Annotated in this window: 15 protein-coding genes; 12 read left to right on the top strand and 3 right to left on the bottom strand. The window is 39.3% G+C overall.

Going from position 1 to position 14,978, the window contains the following annotated elements; translation table 11 throughout:
• Positions 1-87 precede the first annotated feature (87 nt).
• The 7 genes from lrp to rmf all read left to right on the top strand — a co-directional run bounded on the left by lrp (position 88) and on the right by rmf (position 7,637).
• The gene (lrp, locus tag QNM16_RS04640) at positions 88-567 is read left to right on the top strand and encodes a leucine-responsive transcriptional regulator Lrp (protein WP_039609997.1); all 480 of its coding nucleotides are present in this window, start codon (positions 88-90) and stop codon (positions 565-567) included.
• A 68-nt stretch (positions 568-635) separates the two neighbouring features.
• Complete coding sequence (locus QNM16_RS04635; RefSeq protein ID WP_284019408.1) at positions 636-3,281, top strand: DNA translocase FtsK; 2,646 nt, start codon at positions 636-638, stop codon at positions 3,279-3,281.
• A gap of 1 nt (position 3,282) precedes the next feature.
• Positions 3,283-3,912 (top strand): outer membrane lipoprotein periplasmic chaperone LolA, encoded by a 630-nt coding sequence (gene lolA / locus QNM16_RS04630; RefSeq protein WP_284019407.1) that lies wholly within the window; start codon positions 3,283-3,285, stop codon positions 3,910-3,912.
• Positions 3,905-5,260 (top strand): replication-associated recombination protein A, encoded by a 1,356-nt coding sequence (locus QNM16_RS04625; protein WP_284019406.1) that lies wholly within the window; start codon positions 3,905-3,907, stop codon positions 5,258-5,260. The genes lolA and QNM16_RS04625 overlap by 8 nt, the downstream gene beginning before the upstream one ends.
• 6 nt (positions 5,261-5,266) lie before the next feature.
• Positions 5,267-5,647 (top strand): fluoride efflux transporter CrcB, encoded by a 381-nt coding sequence (crcB, locus tag QNM16_RS04620; protein ID WP_063360119.1) that lies wholly within the window; start codon positions 5,267-5,269, stop codon positions 5,645-5,647.
• Between the two features lie 10 nt (positions 5,648-5,657).
• The gene (gene serS, locus QNM16_RS04615) at positions 5,658-6,947 is read left to right on the top strand and encodes a serine--tRNA ligase (protein WP_063360088.1); all 1,290 of its coding nucleotides are present in this window, start codon (positions 5,658-5,660) and stop codon (positions 6,945-6,947) included.
• Positions 6,948-7,466: 519 nt separating this feature from the next.
• Positions 7,467-7,637: a ribosome modulation factor gene (gene rmf / locus QNM16_RS04610; protein ID WP_023398857.1), complete on the top strand. Its 171-nt coding sequence runs from the start codon at positions 7,467-7,469 to the stop codon at positions 7,635-7,637.
• Between the two features lie 69 nt (positions 7,638-7,706).
• Here the strand turns inward: rmf and fabA are convergent, their stop codons facing one another.
• On the bottom strand, positions 7,707-8,222 hold the full coding sequence (gene fabA, locus QNM16_RS04605; RefSeq protein WP_046355548.1) for a bifunctional 3-hydroxydecanoyl-ACP dehydratase/trans-2-decenoyl-ACP isomerase: 516 nt from the start codon (positions 8,220-8,222) through the stop codon (positions 7,707-7,709).
• A gap of 191 nt (positions 8,223-8,413) precedes the next feature.
• Here fabA and QNM16_RS04600 point away from each other — a divergent pair, with 191 nt between their 5' ends.
• The 5 genes from QNM16_RS04600 to QNM16_RS04580 all read left to right on the top strand — a co-directional run bounded on the left by QNM16_RS04600 (position 8,414) and on the right by QNM16_RS04580 (position 12,056).
• Positions 8,414-9,268, top strand: coding sequence for a 6-carboxytetrahydropterin synthase (locus QNM16_RS04600; RefSeq protein ID WP_284019405.1), 855 nt, complete (start codon positions 8,414-8,416; stop codon positions 9,266-9,268).
• Positions 9,261-10,079, top strand: coding sequence for a peptidoglycan DD-metalloendopeptidase family protein (locus QNM16_RS04595; protein WP_284019404.1), 819 nt, complete (start codon positions 9,261-9,263; stop codon positions 10,077-10,079). Before QNM16_RS04600 ends, QNM16_RS04595 begins: the two co-directional genes overlap by 8 nt.
• Positions 10,079-10,510 carry an acyl-CoA thioesterase gene (locus tag QNM16_RS04590; RefSeq protein WP_063360085.1) on the top strand — a complete coding sequence of 144 codons (432 nt, stop codon included), beginning with the start codon at positions 10,079-10,081 and terminating at the stop codon, positions 10,508-10,510. The genes QNM16_RS04595 and QNM16_RS04590 overlap by 1 nt, the downstream gene beginning before the upstream one ends.
• A 511-nt stretch (positions 10,511-11,021) precedes the next feature.
• Positions 11,022-11,315, top strand: coding sequence for a hypothetical protein (locus QNM16_RS04585; protein WP_284019403.1), 294 nt, complete (start codon positions 11,022-11,024; stop codon positions 11,313-11,315).
• Positions 11,316-11,687: 372 nt separating this feature from the next.
• Complete coding sequence (locus tag QNM16_RS04580) at positions 11,688-12,056, top strand: hypothetical protein (protein WP_284019402.1); 369 nt, start codon at positions 11,688-11,690, stop codon at positions 12,054-12,056.
• Between the two features lie 63 nt (positions 12,057-12,119).
• Here the strand turns inward: QNM16_RS04580 and QNM16_RS04575 are convergent, their stop codons facing one another.
• Both QNM16_RS04575 and azu read right to left on the bottom strand, forming a co-directional pair.
• The gene (locus tag QNM16_RS04575; protein WP_284019401.1) at positions 12,120-14,060 is read right to left on the bottom strand and encodes a S41 family peptidase; all 1,941 of its coding nucleotides are present in this window, start codon (positions 14,058-14,060) and stop codon (positions 12,120-12,122) included.
• Between the two features lie 305 nt (positions 14,061-14,365).
• Entirely contained in the window at positions 14,366-14,815 is a 450-nt protein-coding gene (azu, locus tag QNM16_RS04570; RefSeq protein WP_284019400.1) for an azurin, read from the bottom strand.
• Between the last annotated feature and the right edge of the window lie 163 nt (positions 14,816-14,978).

Below are 14,978 nucleotides of genomic sequence, written 5' to 3'. Positions count from 1 at the left end.
TGCAAAGCTAGTGTGTCCTACCTTTTTTGTGGTAATTTAAAGATGAATTGACTTTAAATTTTATAAAAATAGGATAAAACACTTTTCATGCATACTCAGCTAGATAGAACTGATAGAAAAATTTTAGTCGAATTACAAAAAGACGGAAGAATTTCTAATGTTGAATTAGCCAAACGAATTGGATTAAGTGCAACACCTTGTCTGGAAAGGGTAAAAAAACTAGAGCGAGAAGGGTTTATAAAAGGTTATAAAGCGGTAGTCGACCCGGTTAAACTTGGGCAAGGACTGCTGGTATTCGTTGAAGTGACCATAAATAAAAACTCGCCAGATGTTTTTGAACGTTTCAATGAGGCGGTGAAACAACATGATGAAATCATTGAATGTCACCTAGTATCTGGGAATTTCGACTTTTTGCTAAAAACCCGTGTAACGGACATGTCAGAGTATCGAGGAGTGTTGGGGGAAATCCTGCTTAAATTGCCAAATATTAATGAAAGTCGTACTTATGTTGTTATGGAAGAGGTAAAAGGGGAGGAGGGGGAGATTATAAAACCTTGTGCACCTTAAAGAATTTCTTGATATGGTGTAACCTATAATAGAAGTTTACAACAAAAGATAAATACAGGTTGAATGTAATGCGCTTAAATGGTGTTCAGCGCCTACTAGAAACGGGACTTATTGTTAGCACAGCAGCTGCAATTTTTACGCTTTGCGCCTTAGTTTCATTTGATCCAGCCGATCCGGCGTGGACACAAACGGGTGAGTTTGTACAAGTCAATAATATCACAGGTGCTGCAGGCGCTTGGGTTGCTGACATTTTATTGTTGAGTTTTGGTTGGCTTGCCTTTTGGGTGCCAGCAGCGATGCAGCTGTTTGGTTATGTGTTATTCAAAAAGCCTCACAAAATTCTGCAGCTTGACTACACAACGCTTGGTTTAAGAATTATTGGTGCAACGCTTTTAATTGCGTCATCAAGTGCCATAAGCAGTATCAATTTTGATGATATATACACCTTTTCTTCAGGCGGGGTAGTGGGAGATGTGGTCGCCGGCGCGATGATGCCAGCGTTCAACTTTACAGGAACCTCTATTCTACTTTTGTGCTTTTTCTTTGCTGGTGTCACTTTACTAACAGGCGTTTCTTGGGTTGAAGCGGTTGATTATTTAGGGGAAAAAGTTGTTCAGTTTGTTAAATTTTTATTTAAAAAAGCGACCACAAGGACGCCTAAGCCTGTGCCCACCTCTGCACAAGTAATCGCAGCAGATACTGAGCAAGTACTTGAAGTAGAACAAAAGGTAAGTATCGAAGATAGAGAACATATTGATGAAAGTGAGCGCGCTCAAAAAGAGCCTGAGGGAGTTGTAGAAGAGGCTAAAGAACCTAATAAAGAACAAGCTGAAAAACCGCTAAAATTAAAAGATAAACTGTTTTCAGTTGTTGGCCGTAAAGATAACAACGAGCAGGTGTCTCCTAAAAATGTTGAGCCTGTATTTGAGCAAAAGCAGGAGTCTAACGATGCGGTTTCTGCAGATGTCTTTGATGAACTTGATCATATCCTTGAACAAGAAATTAATTTCTCTGCTATTGATGACGAGTCACTTGATACGGTTGCTGCCCTTAATGCGCTAGATGATGCAGCGGTTAAAGAAGAGCCAGTAACTAAAGTGGTATCGCCAGCAAGACCAATAAACAAGCCAACGCTAAGCTCTGAGCAAAAGCCAGCTTATCAGCCGCCTCCTTCTGCTAAAGAGCAGTTTGAAGCACTGTTAGAAGCGCAGCCTCCTAAAGATCCACTACCATCTCTTGACCTGCTTGATAGACCTGATAAAGCGGAGAACCCAATTACTAAAGAAGAGCTAGACTCTGTGTCACGTCTTGTTGAAGCAAAATTATTGGACTTTAACATTCAAGCCGCAGTGGTGGGTGTTTACCCAGGTCCTGTTGTTACGCGTTTTGAGCTCGACCTTGCACCAGGTATTAAAGTGGCCAAAATTACCGGCCTTGCAAAAGATTTGGCCCGTTCACTGTCAGCTGTAAGTGTACGTGTAGTCGAAGTGATCCCCGGTAAAACTTATGTTGGACTGGAATTACCGAATAAAAACCGAGAAATAGTCAGGCTTTCAGAGGTCATTAACGCCCCTAAATTTGAGCAAAATCCTTCACCATTAACCATGGTTTTAGGTAAAGACATCGCAGGCGAACCAGTTGTAGCTGACCTTGCAAAAATGCCACATTTATTGGTAGCTGGTACAACTGGTTCCGGTAAGTCAGTTGGCGTTAATGTTATGATATTAAGCTTACTGTATAAGTCACCGCCTGAAGACGTTCGTATGATCATGATAGACCCTAAAATGTTGGAGCTATCAGTGTATGAAGGTATTCCACACTTGTTGTGTGAAGTTGTGACAGATATGAAAGAAGCAGCCAACGCACTTAGATGGTGCGTTGGTGAAATGGAACGACGTTATAAGTTAATGTCTGCATTAGGTGTAAGAAACTTAAAAGGTTATAACCAGAAAGTCACTGCTGCCAAAGAAGCTGGGCATCCTATTTTAGATCCGTTATTTAAAGATACCGATGGTATGGCTGATGGACCAGAGGAGTTAGATAAGCTGCCAAGTATTGTGGTCGTTATTGATGAATTTGCAGACATGATGATGATCGTTGGTAAAAAAGTTGAAGAGCTCATTGCCCGTATCGCTCAAAAAGCACGTGCAGCCGGGATACACCTTGTATTGGCAACACAAAGACCGTCAGTTGATGTTATCACAGGTCTGATTAAGGCAAATATACCGACGCGAATGGCGTTCCAAGTTTCAAGTAAAATTGACTCGCGCACCATACTAGATCAGCAAGGTGCAGAGAACTTATTAGGTATGGGTGATATGCTCTACTTACCACCTGGCACGAGTGTACCGATCCGTGTTCATGGTGCGTTTGTAGATGACCATGAAGTACATGCCGTTGTGAATGATTGGAAAGCGCGTGGTAAGCCAAACTACATCGAAGATATTTTATGTGGTGAGGCAACGGAAGAAATTTTATTACCTGGCGAGCAGCCTGAAGGTGCTGACGATGAGTCTGATCCGCTCTATGATGAAGCCGTTGGCTTTGTTATTGAAACTGGTAAGGTATCGGTTTCAAGTGTGCAACGAAAATTAAGGGTTGGATATAACCGAGCAGCACGTTTGGTTGAACAGATGGAAATGTCAGGTGTTGTAAGTGCGCCAGGTCATAATGGCGCGCGAGAAGTATTAGTACCGAAAGGTGGAGCAAATTAAAATGAAGTTTAAAACAATAGCCTTAGTACTAGGTTTTAGCTGTGGCTTGATGTCACAAAGCTTTGCTGGAGATGCGGAGTCTCTTAAGACAAAGCTAAAATCGTTAAATACATTTAAAGCAAATTTCACGCAACAAGTGAAGGATGAAGAAGGTACATTATTACAAGATGGAACAGGCAATATTGCGCTAAAATACCCTTCTAAAATCCGTTGGCAGCAGTTAGAACCTGATGAAACGCTTTTAGTGTCTGATGGTGATAAGACTTTCTATTTCGATAGTTTTGCTGAGCAAGTAACAGTTATGAATACAGCCGGCTTAATTGACACTACACCTTTTGTTTTACTGACAACACAGGATAAGTCTCAGTGGGCAAAATATGATGTCACAAAAACGACAGTTGGTTATCGTGTATTGCCAAAGCCTGATGTTGAATCACAAGTGGAGCAATTAGATATTGTGTTTGAAAGCGCAGGGCTTGCCATTGATTCGTTAAGTATCAAGGATGCTTCAGGGCAGATCTCGACGTTTAAATTTGTAGATGCGAAAACGAATTTAGAAATGGACGATAAATCTTTTACCTTTAAAATTCCGCATGGAGTGGTCATAGACGACCAGACAACAGGTGAGTAATCTAGGTTTTGATTTTGCCCCAGATGTTAGACCTTTGGCCGCTAGAATGCGGCCAAAGTCGTTACAGGGCTATATTGGGCAAACACATATCATTGAAACAGGCTCTGTACTTTATCGTGCCATTGAACAAGGGCGATGTCACAGTCTGATTTTATGGGGCCCGCCGGGAGTTGGAAAAACTACTTTAGCGGAGATCATAGCAAATCATGCAGATGCAGAGCTTGCAAAGTTATCTGCCGTGACTGCGGGTGTGAAAGAAATTCGCGAAGCTGTATTAGAAGCAAAAAGTCGGCTGTCTCAATCTGGCAGGCGAACTTTACTTTTCGTCGACGAGGTCCATCGCTTTAATAAATCTCAGCAAGATGCTTTTTTACCTCACATAGAAGATGGCACATTTGTTTTCATTGGTGCGACAACGGAAAACCCATCATTTGCATTGAATAATGCTGTTTTGTCTCGTGCCCGTGTGTATACACTAAAGCCTTTATCGCAAGATGAATTACTGTTTACGCTACAAAATGCCATTGAGCATGATGAGCAATTGAGTCAGCTGACTATTCACATTGAACAAGAAGCTTTAATTGCGATTGCACAGGCGGCTGATGGTGATGCTAGAAAAGCATTAAACTTGTTGGAGCAATCGGTTGACCTTGGTCATCGCACTGGCAGTGACATAAAAATTGACAGTGATGTTCTTTCGCAAATTTTACCAACTCACCTAGCCAAGTATGATAAAGGCGGTGATATTTATTATGATTTGATTTCTGCATTTCATAAATCGGTTCGTGGTAGTAACCCTGACGCAGCACTTTATTGGTATTGTCGTATTTTAGCAGGCGGCGGCGATCCGCTTTATGTTGCAAGACGTCTGCTTGCCATTGCCAGTGAAGATATTGGAAATGCAGATCCAAGAGCGCTTCAGGTTGCACTGAACGCGTGGGATATTTTTCACAGAGTAGGGCCTGCTGAAGGCGAAAGAGCGATTGCACAAGCGACCATCTATATGGCGAGTGCAGCCAAGAGCAACGCAGTTTATACCGCATTTAAACAGGCGAAAAGAGACGCTGAGACAGACGGTGACTTACCTGTACCGGAACATCTTCGTAATGCGCCAACAAAGCTGATGAAGGAAATGGGCTTTGGCGCAGAATACCGTTATGCACATGATGAACCTGGTGCCTACGCGGCAGGGGAAAACTACTTTCCAGAATCTGTTTCAGACAGACAATATTACCACCCAACTGAACGTGGGCTAGAAAAACAGATTAAAGAAAAACTCAATTACTTAAAAAGCCTCGATAATGCGAGTGCTCAACAAAGGTATGCTCAAAAACTGGGTAAAACGTAAATGGAAGTGCTCAAAACTTATCTAATGATTGCCGTTGGTGGCGCATTTGGTGCCTGCTTACGGTTTTTTATTAGTGATATTGTGTTAAAACTCATGGGTAAGGGATTCCCTTTTGGGACATTGACCGTTAATATTCTTGGTTCATTGTTGATGGGCATTCTTTACGGATTAATCGAAAAGCAAATAATCGCGGTATCTCCTGCCAAGGCGTTGATAGGGGTTGGCTTTTTAGGTGCTTTGACGACATTTTCAACATTTTCTATGGACAGCCTTTTGTTGTTACAACAAGGCCAGTTCGTGAAGATGGCACTGAATATAGCGTTGAATGTCGTCGTATGTATATTTATGGCCTGGATAGGTCTTTGCTTAGTCATGCAAAAAGGTTAAAAGAACAAACATGTTAGATCCAAAGTATTTAAGACAGGACATCGAAGAAGCTGCTGCGCGCTTAAAAAAACGTGGCTTCGAGTTAGATGTTGAGGCAGTTAATGCGTTAGAAGAACAACGCAAAACGTTACAAACAAAAACACAAGAATTACAAAGCGAGCGTAACAGCCGCTCTAAAGCGATTGGTCAAGCTAAAGCAAAGGGTGAAGATGTTCAACCATTGTTAGATGCTGTTGCAAATCTTGGTGATCAGCTATCAGCTGCAAAAGCTGAGCAAGATAAAATATTAGCTGAGCTACAAGACTTAGCGTCAACATTGCCAAACTTACCTGCTGAGGATGTGCCGGCAGGCGCTGATGAAGATGACAACGTTGAAGTTTCTAAGTGGGGCGAGCCTAAGCAGTTTGATTTTGAAGTAAAAGATCACGTTGATTTAGGTGAAGCATTAGGCAAAGGCCTAGACTTTGAAACGGGTGTTAAATTAAGTGGTTCTCGCTTTACTGTTATGCGTGGCGGCGTTGCACGCATGCACCGTGCACTTGTTCAATTTATGCTTGATACGCACACTGATAAAAACGGCTACACTGAAATGTATGTACCGTATCTTGTGAACAAAGCAAGCTTATATGGCACTGGCCAGTTACCTAAATTTGCTGCGGACTTATTCCACACTGAAGTATTAGAAGAAGATCAGGATGGCTACAGCTTAATTCCAACAGCTGAAGTACCATTAACAAACTGTGCTCGCGATGAAATTTTCGACGAGAAAGAGCTGCCTATCAAGATGACAGCACATACACCTTGTTTCCGTAGTGAAGCGGGTAGCTATGGTCGTGATACGCGTGGTCTAATCCGTCAGCATCAGTTTGACAAAGTAGAATTAGTTCAACTAGTCAAGCCAGAAGATTCAATGGCTGCACTTGAAGAGCTTACTGGCAGCGCTGAGGGGATTCTTCAAGCACTAGAGCTTCCTTACAGAAAAGTGGTTTTATGCACGGGCGATATGGGTTTTGGTGCGGCGAAAACATACGATCTAGAAGTATGGCTTCCTGCTCAAAATACATATCGTGAGATTTCATCTTGCTCTAACATGCAAGACTTCCAAGCTCGTCGTATGCAAGCGCGCTTCCGTCGTGCGGGCGAAAAGAAACCAGAGTTACTTCATACATTGAATGGTTCTGGCCTTGCTGTAGGTCGTACATTAGTTGCAATATTAGAAAATTATCAACAAGAAGATGGCTCGATTATCGTACCAGAGGTACTTAAGCCATACATGGGTGGTTTAGAGATCCTTAAGTGATCAACCCAAGTGATTGATATCAGGCCGCTATCTTGCGGCCTTTTTTATGACAAAATAATGAATGTTTTTTTACGTTCGATCTGGTTTTTTCTATTCTGATTTTTGATTTTTTTGTATTATAAAATTGATTAATTAAATTTTAATGCATAAATATTGCAAATAAAAATTTCACAAAAAGTTCTTATCTACTCTTAGTTGCATGTGCTTTCAAACTATGATTAATTAGAACTTGAGGTTTGGCCATTCCTTCTAAATAAGTCTTGCGCGCTTTTGAAAAAAGCGAGCTGGAGTCTTATTGTTACCATTATTGCAAAATTGATATTTGATTCTATCCAAGGTAGTTAGGCAGGTAATACACGCTCATAAATCGCGGTAAATATTTTTCATATCAAAGAGGTTGTATGTGCTTTTGCATAACACGCGAAAAGAGTTTGCAAATTACAGTTGCGTTAACTATTTATTAAATGTGGATGTCGATAAGACGAAGCAATCAAAAATTTGAAGGTGAGGAATTTACCTATGAAGAGACAGAAAAGAGACCGTTTAGAAAGAGCACACTCACAGGGATTTAAAGCAGGTTTAGCAGGGCGGTCTAAAGATTTATGTCCATATCAGCAAATTGAGCACAGATCAGAATGGTTAGGTGGCTGGCGAGAGGCCATAGACAATCGCAACATGTTTAAAACATAAAACAGAGCCAACAGAAACGAATTGAAAGAATAAAGCCCCGAAAGGGGCTTATTTGTTTAAAGCGCTAAATTAGAAAGCGCTCGTATCTTGGAATAGACCTACTTTTAGATCTTTTGCTTCGTAGATTACACGACCGTCAACTTCAACAACGCCGTCAGCAAGACCCATGAATAGTTTGCGCTTGATAACACGCTTCATGTCTACGCGGTAAGTTACTTTTTTAGCAGTAGGTAAAATCTGACCAGTAAATTTAACTTCACCAACACCTAGTGCACGGCCAAGACCAGGGCCACCAGACCATCCTAAGAAAAAGCCAACAATCTGCCACATAGCGTCTAAGCCTAGGCAACCAGGCATTACAGGGTCGCCACGGAAATGACAATCGAAGAACCAAAGATCAGGGTTGATATCAAGCTCAGCAATGATTTGACCTTTACCGAATTCACCACCGTCTTCGTTTATTTCAACGATACGGTCCATCATCAACATATTATCGATTGGCAGGCGACAGTTGTTTTCACCAAACATTTTGCCTTCAGCACAAAGGATGAGTTCTTCTTTTGTGTAGCTATTTTTAGGTTCCATAGTATTCATTCTTCATTTTTTAATTGCGGGTACTCTAGCGTACAGTTGTACGCTAAACAACTCTGAACAGTTAAATTTTTATCTCAACATTACGTCAAAAAGATTAAAATCAATTCTCTTTATGAATAACGCGATTTTTAGTTGAAAAAACTTTATAATTAGTTTGTTTGTTAGTAATTTAATGGAAATTTATGATCCTTTTTGTAGATGCCTTGACGGTAATAGACTTTTCTTACTTGTGTGCTAAGCGCGGAGCTGTTGGAGAAAGTTGGATAGTTGACATGACTTTGCATGGCCAACTCAATGAAGAATCAATGGTTTTGGACTTTGCTAAAGTAAAAAAACAAATCAAAGCAATTATTGATAACACAATAGATCATAAGTTAGCCATTCCTTCTGCATTGCAGTGTCAATTTGAAAATCGAGATGGTCGTGTATCTTTTGACTATGAATTCAGTGGTCATCACCTTGCTATGAATGCACCTGATGAAGCTGTTTGCATGGTTGAAGGTGATAAAATTGATGAGACGTCAGTGATTGCTTTCTTAAAGCAACAGATCCTCCCACAAATGCCAGATAATGTTAAAGACATTGAAATTACGCTTCGTCCAGAGCAAACAAGTAGCTTCTATTATCATTACAGCCATGGACTCAAAAAGCATGATGGCAACTGTCAGCGTATTATTCATGGGCATCGTTCTTTGATAGGTATTTTCTTTGACGGTGTCAGTATGCCTAGACTGCAAAAAGAATGGTCTCAGAAATGGGAAGACATCTATTTAGGCACACAAGAAGATTTAATTGAGCACGCTCAATTACAATATATTACGGCTACAGAAGATGATTACTCTTTTGCTTATGAGTCATCTCAAGGCTATTTCGAAATGTGTATTAGCAAATCACGTTGCGATATTTTGCCATGTGATACAACGGTTGAGTGTATTGCTGAATATCTTGCTAATGAAATTAAAAAATCAAACCCAGACAAAGAAGTTAAAGTAAGAGCTTACGAAGGTGTGGGTAAAGGAGCGATTGCGTATGCATAAACTGCTGCTGGCACTTAGCGCATGCTTTGCATTAAGTGCACAAGCAATTGAACTGAAGGGACATCTAACTCAAGGAGGTATGGTTACTGGCCAACTGGAAGGAGTTAAATCTGTTTCTTTCAATGGTAAAGAGCTAGATGTTACGCCCGATGGTCAGTTTGTGTTTGGATTTGGACGAGATGCTAAATCTGATCACTCTTTAACTTGGGTAGATAAAAATAATCAAAAACATACTAAAAGCTTTTTAATTACAAGTCGTGATTACGATATTGATCGTATTACGGGTGTTGCAAAAAAGTATGTATCACCACCTAAAGAAGTGCTTCAACGCATTCGTAACGACTCTGCGAAAGTTGGCGCTGCGAGGTCAAAGAGTAGTAAATTAGAATTCTTTGATATGCCAGTTTATCGTCCTGCTAAAGGGCGAATTTCAGGTGTATATGGCAGTCAGCGATATTTCAACGGTGAGCCCAGAAGACCACATTTTGGTTTGGATATAGCTAATAAAACAGGCACGCCTATTTGGGCACCACTGGCTGGAAAGGTAGTGCTTGCTGAGAGTGACCTGTATTACAGTGGTGGTACGCTTATTTTGGATCATGGCTATGGCATAACCTCTACATATATTCATATGAGCAAGTTGCATGTCAAAGTAGGTGATATGGTTTCAACCGGTGATGTTATCGGTGATATTGGGGCAACTGGTAGAGTAACAGGGCCGCATTTAGATTGGCGTTTTAACTGGTTTGGCGAAAGGTTAGACCCTGAATTACTTATGATTGATAAACTAGCAAACAAAAGCAGTAAATAATGACAGAACAACATAAAGACGCAACCATCGCGAAGCGTATTGAAGATTCAACAACCTCTGTAACTAAAACGGTATTCCCAGGAAGAACTAACCACCACAATACACTGTTTGGTGGTGACGCACTTGCTTGGATGGATGAAGTCGCTTTTATCGCAGCGACTCGCTTTTGCCGTAAGCCACTTGTGACTATCTCTTCAGATCGTGTGGATTTTAAAGAAGCAATTCCTGCTGGCACTTTTGCTGAGTTAGTAGCAAAGGTAGTACATGTCGGTAACACGAGCTTAAAAGTAGAAGTGCAAATTTTCTTAGAAACGATGCACAAAGATGACAAGCATTTAGCTATCTCAGGTAACTTCACATTTGTTGCTGTTGATGACAACCATAGACCAACACCAGTTGTGTGTGACAAGATGCTTAATGGTTTTAAGTAAATAAAATTGTGGGGCGATAAGCCCCATTTCTACTTAGATTTCAATTTATGCTCATTGACTAATTTCAAAATATTGTCACTGTTACATTATTTTGTATGTAATTTTACCCACTACGTTTGCAGTTAAACTTTCTGTTTATGCAGAACACTTTTTCCATTCCTTTTGTACAATTCACAACATCCACTATGAATTTATTTAACGCTGCCAGTTCCTTGATAGGCTTTGATTATCCTTCGTTAACTTATTAAAGGTAGGTTTGATTTATCCATAGTTGCTATTGAAGCTTGGTTTTTCATCGAGCTCTATAGGTGTACAAATTGCGTTTTGTGAGTAAAACCTTTGCTATTGATACATACCTCATAAAATATTACATAAGTAGAATGTGTATTATTTTCATATTCAAAATATAGTTTTTTTAAAAATCTTTAGGGTCTTTTCCCGTCAGCATACTTATCCGTAAATCCTGATCTACACTTGTCATTGGCTTTCATTAAACAGTAAGGAGCTTGTGATGATTACAGTACATAGAGAATATTGCTTATCAGGCGAAAAAGGGCTACATGCTCATGTTGAAGTCTTTCCAACAGGACAATTAGACGTTGATATTATTGAACTTCACGAGCATCACTCGACTGAATTCGATAAAATTAAGTATGAGCATACAGGACCTGATATTGTGGTGACAGGCGTTGAGGGAACAACCAGTTGGCAAGTTGTCCTCAAAGAGCGAGATGCAAGAGAGTTATCTCATTTAATTGCTGATGCTAACGAAGAGTATGAAATTTTAATGCGTGATCTCGGGTAATCTCGATATTTTTGGTTGAGACTGTATTTATCAGCTAGGTACTTTGATGAAGCGAAGGTCGTGTATCCGAACGATTCGGCACCAAGTGACTAGCTGTGAGCTTGCGTGGTATGCAGTAGAGTACATTATCGCTGAAATGATTGAGGATGTTCTGTAAAGACACCCTCAGTTCTTCCAAGTTTTCTTATCGATTGAATAATTTTCAAGGTTTCAGAGTTTTTTCATATCAACTAGTACGAAGTACTCTTGGAATGTTCCAAATTGTGCAGTAATTTTCTTACATTCATTATATAATTTCGTTTTTGTAAATAAATGTCGATTTAGTTTGTTTTAGCAGAAATGGGCTTATGTAGGTTTTGTTGGATGTAGGGTATGCCTGATTCTGTATTTTTTTTGATTTTGATAATTGCTACTTTACACCATTGGATTGGTAATAAATTAGTATTGAATGAAAAGTTACTTAAACGGATCAAACCAAAACGTTTGTTAGGGCGTTATTGTACTGAAACTTTCTTGCTAAATATGTGGCATTTTTCAACGGCTTGTTGGTTTGGCTTTGCTGCAATTGTTTTTGTTTTTACGCTTTTTGAGAAGCCTTCTAAAGAGGTCATATTGTTTGTCACATTGTGCATCTTTTCATTTAGTGGTTGGTTATGCTCCTCTTCTAGAAAATACAATGTAATTTATTGGGGTGTGTTCTTAATCATATTATCAATAAGCTTTATTGTTGCTAAACATTAAAAAAGCTCTTGTGCTTCTATCAAATTAGAGTCACAAGAGCTAAGATTTCGTTAAATTTTAACTTTAGTTAAAATAGCGAATACCATTCCATAATGGCGCTTTACCACCATCTAAACCAATGAATCTTACTTGGCCTTCAATAGACGAGGCTGGTATTGTATATTCGACGGTTTTACTTGAATCGCCGTAAGCACTGATATTGATAACATCAACTTTTACATCATTTAGGTATATCTCAACTAACTCTGTATTTGTTACTTCGAGTGAGAATGTTCTGCCTGCAGTACTTAGATCAGTTACTCTTGATTGTAAAAAGCGAACCGTTGATTTGTTCGGTGCTTCGCTTAACAAATCTCTTGCGATAGTTTCAAAGTTACCTAGCCCTGAATCTTTTATGCTTTCAAGAGTTTTCGGAACGTGTTTGTCTGCAACACATCCAAAATCTTCGATGATGGCATTTTTGTTATGACCATGACGAATCATTTGTCTCCAAGAAACAGTCATCTCTTGGCCATAAGGTAGCGCTTCAAAATAAGGTGCACCAACGTATTGTGAAAATACTGAATGTCTCATCACATTAGCACCACCAGCACCAGTTCGTTTATGTTCGCCATATACTTTGGCTACACCATTATCTTGTACGGAACAGGTGAATACATCTCCTGAAGAATAGGTTCTCGCGTCAGACCATACGCCAACAGGCTTGTAGTATGATTGGCCGAATTCATTGTTTTGAGCAACCGTGATGTAGCTTGCAGTATCAGTGTATCGAGCATTTGTACCAGTTACGTCGGCTAATACTTTCTGCCATTGTGGGCCGAATGTACTAAAGATTGTATTGTGCAAGATGTCATAGTTAAGTTTGGTGTTGATAAACTTTAACTCAGTTGGCTTTGCAAGCTTAGGAGTAAATAGTTGCACCAATCTGTCAGCATAAGTGATATATCCGCCTGGGTTATCCCTTACGTCAAATACCAATGCATCTGTGTCTGCTAACTCATCAGTTAATAGTTCACTCAGAATTCTAAGTGAATTATCGATTTCACCTACAACTCTAAATCTGTCTAATTTGATATAACCAACTTGCTGGCCATCCACTTCACGAATTGCCCAAGATACTTCTGGATCAGCCGATGGGTTGGTAAAGAAAGGCGCACCAGAATCAGTATCTAGCTCAGCTTTAATGCTATGGTGTTGATCGGCTTCGAAGTTTGTACTTTCTTCTAATAGCTGTCCAACATTTGCAGTGCTTTCACTGTTTGCCGATGTTGCTGGAACTCTGGTTATCCAAGGGATAGTTGTTGTGTACGTTTCCCCAGTTGCATGAGAGATAAACTCGATAGTAACGTCATTGTCTTCAGGTACAAGAGACAATGCGTGGCCTTTGCGAGTGATCGCTGATAGCGCTCTAATAAAGCCAGCATCTTCGTTTGCACCAAAACCAACATACAAATTATCTTCAACAACTTGGTGGATTGGCTTGCCATTATAAGAAACAACTTTATCACCAACTTCTGGTAATCGGCTATCTGTTACATAAGGTACAAGACTCTCAAATAAATTCGATACACGGACTTCTGAATTACCGAATAAATCTGATGTTTTATCAAACTCAAAAGGTAAATATGAAGCGTAGCTACGCACTGGTTGAGGATGAACGTATACTAAGTGTAAGTCGCGTTGTGCCTTGAATATTTTTGTAAGGCGCGAGTGCATTTCGTCTGTACTAATAGCATCAAGTTCATCAATTAACTTATGGATTTCAGAAACAGCGTTTACATGGCCGTTTGGAGAGATCCCATAATAAATATCTTTTGCATATTGATGTACATAAAGGTCTTCCAAGAAGATTCTCGCTTGCTCTACAACAAGTTGTTTTTCTTGTTGAGTATATTCAGGAGATTTGATCTGTTCTCTTACTTCGGAAAGTGGTGCATAGTTGTTAGCTAGCGCTGTTGAACTCAAAACTAGTGCTAGAGTACTAGCTAATATTGACCTTTTCATTAGAATATCCTTACTTGTTATTAAGTCACATATTCAAACGATTAATATTTAAGAAAATAACGTTCTAGCAGGATATTTTTAAATTTTTTTTAAAAAAAGTTGGGTTAAAGTTGATTTGAGTTGAAAAAGTTAGCAATAAAATTAGTGGAAGTGATTATAAATATACACATTTCAACGCATCTGAATAAGTAAGTTGCTTTATAACTTTAAAGGGATGTAATTTTATATTACAGATTTCTTATGTTGAATGAATATTATTCAATATGCCAGTATAGTACGAGTTATATCTTATACTGGCACAAATTTTATACAATATTAAAAGTCCCTTTCATGATCGCAAAATGTCCAGGGAATGAGCAAAAGAAATTATATTCTGTATTTTTGTTCATGCCATTTGTTGAAAAGGTAATAGAAGTAGATTCTCCGCCACCAATAACAGACGTAAATGCAAATACCCTTGGATCATTAGGTTTAACATAGCTACTTTTAACACCAGCCCTCATTCCATCAGATGCAACAGCCTTAACATTTTTCTTTTCTGTTAATACCCAGTTATGACCCATAACTGTTGCTGGAAGCTTGCCTGTGTGAATAAGTGTTAATTTTACTTCTTTGCATTTCTCTGGTACGGACAATGACTTTTTTGAGAATTGCATCATATCGTTTGATTCAATTGTTAGCTCGCAGTCATTGGCTGAAGCTTGAAAAGCTGAAATACAAAGCATGGCAACCGCGAATTTTTTAATAATTTTCATTGATGTTACTCCTTAATGGAAATTATTCTCATTATCCTAGAATCTGGTTCTGGAGTAAATCATAATTGTTTGAAATAGTTTTATTTAAGTTGATCTTGATTATTTCTTAGCTTGATTTTAAGTGGAATAGGGTCTTTGTAATTGACGCACAGACAAAAAATTG

Origin of the sequence: Pseudoalteromonas umbrosa (assembly GCF_030125375.1) — a bacterium.
Taxonomy (GTDB): Bacteria; Pseudomonadota; Gammaproteobacteria; order Enterobacterales; family Alteromonadaceae; genus Pseudoalteromonas; species Pseudoalteromonas umbrosa.
The sequence above is the reverse complement of the archived record's forward strand: the minus strand, read 5'-3'. Positions and strand labels throughout refer to the sequence as shown.

Bases quoted from the DNA above. Each gene is read 5' to 3' on its own strand.
- lrp (WP_039609997.1), top strand. From the start codon at position 88: ATGCATACTCAGCTAGATAGAACTGATAGAAAAATTTTAGTCGAATTA.
- QNM16_RS04635 (WP_284019408.1), top strand. From the start codon at position 636: ATGCGCTTAAATGGTGTTCAGCGCCTACTAGAAACGGGACTTATTGTT.
- lolA (WP_284019407.1), top strand. From the start codon at position 3,283: ATGAAGTTTAAAACAATAGCCTTAGTACTAGGTTTTAGCTGTGGCTTG.
- serS (WP_063360088.1), top strand. From the start codon at position 5,658: ATGTTAGATCCAAAGTATTTAAGACAGGACATCGAAGAAGCTGCTGCG.
- rmf (WP_023398857.1), top strand. From the start codon at position 7,467: ATGAAGAGACAGAAAAGAGACCGTTTAGAAAGAGCACACTCACAGGGA.
- fabA (WP_046355548.1), bottom strand. From the start codon at position 8,222: ATGGAACCTAAAAATAGCTACACAAAAGAAGAACTCATCCTTTGTGCT.
- QNM16_RS04600 (WP_284019405.1), top strand. From the start codon at position 8,414: ATGATCCTTTTTGTAGATGCCTTGACGGTAATAGACTTTTCTTACTTG.
- QNM16_RS04595 (WP_284019404.1), top strand. From the start codon at position 9,261: ATGCATAAACTGCTGCTGGCACTTAGCGCATGCTTTGCATTAAGTGCA.
- QNM16_RS04590 (WP_063360085.1), top strand. From the start codon at position 10,079: ATGACAGAACAACATAAAGACGCAACCATCGCGAAGCGTATTGAAGAT.
- QNM16_RS04585 (WP_284019403.1), top strand. From the start codon at position 11,022: ATGATTACAGTACATAGAGAATATTGCTTATCAGGCGAAAAAGGGCTA.
- QNM16_RS04580 (WP_284019402.1), top strand. From the start codon at position 11,688: ATGCCTGATTCTGTATTTTTTTTGATTTTGATAATTGCTACTTTACAC.
- QNM16_RS04575 (WP_284019401.1), bottom strand. From the start codon at position 14,060: ATGAAAAGGTCAATATTAGCTAGTACTCTAGCACTAGTTTTGAGTTCA.
- azu (WP_284019400.1), bottom strand. From the start codon at position 14,815: ATGAAAATTATTAAAAAATTCGCGGTTGCCATGCTTTGTATTTCAGCT.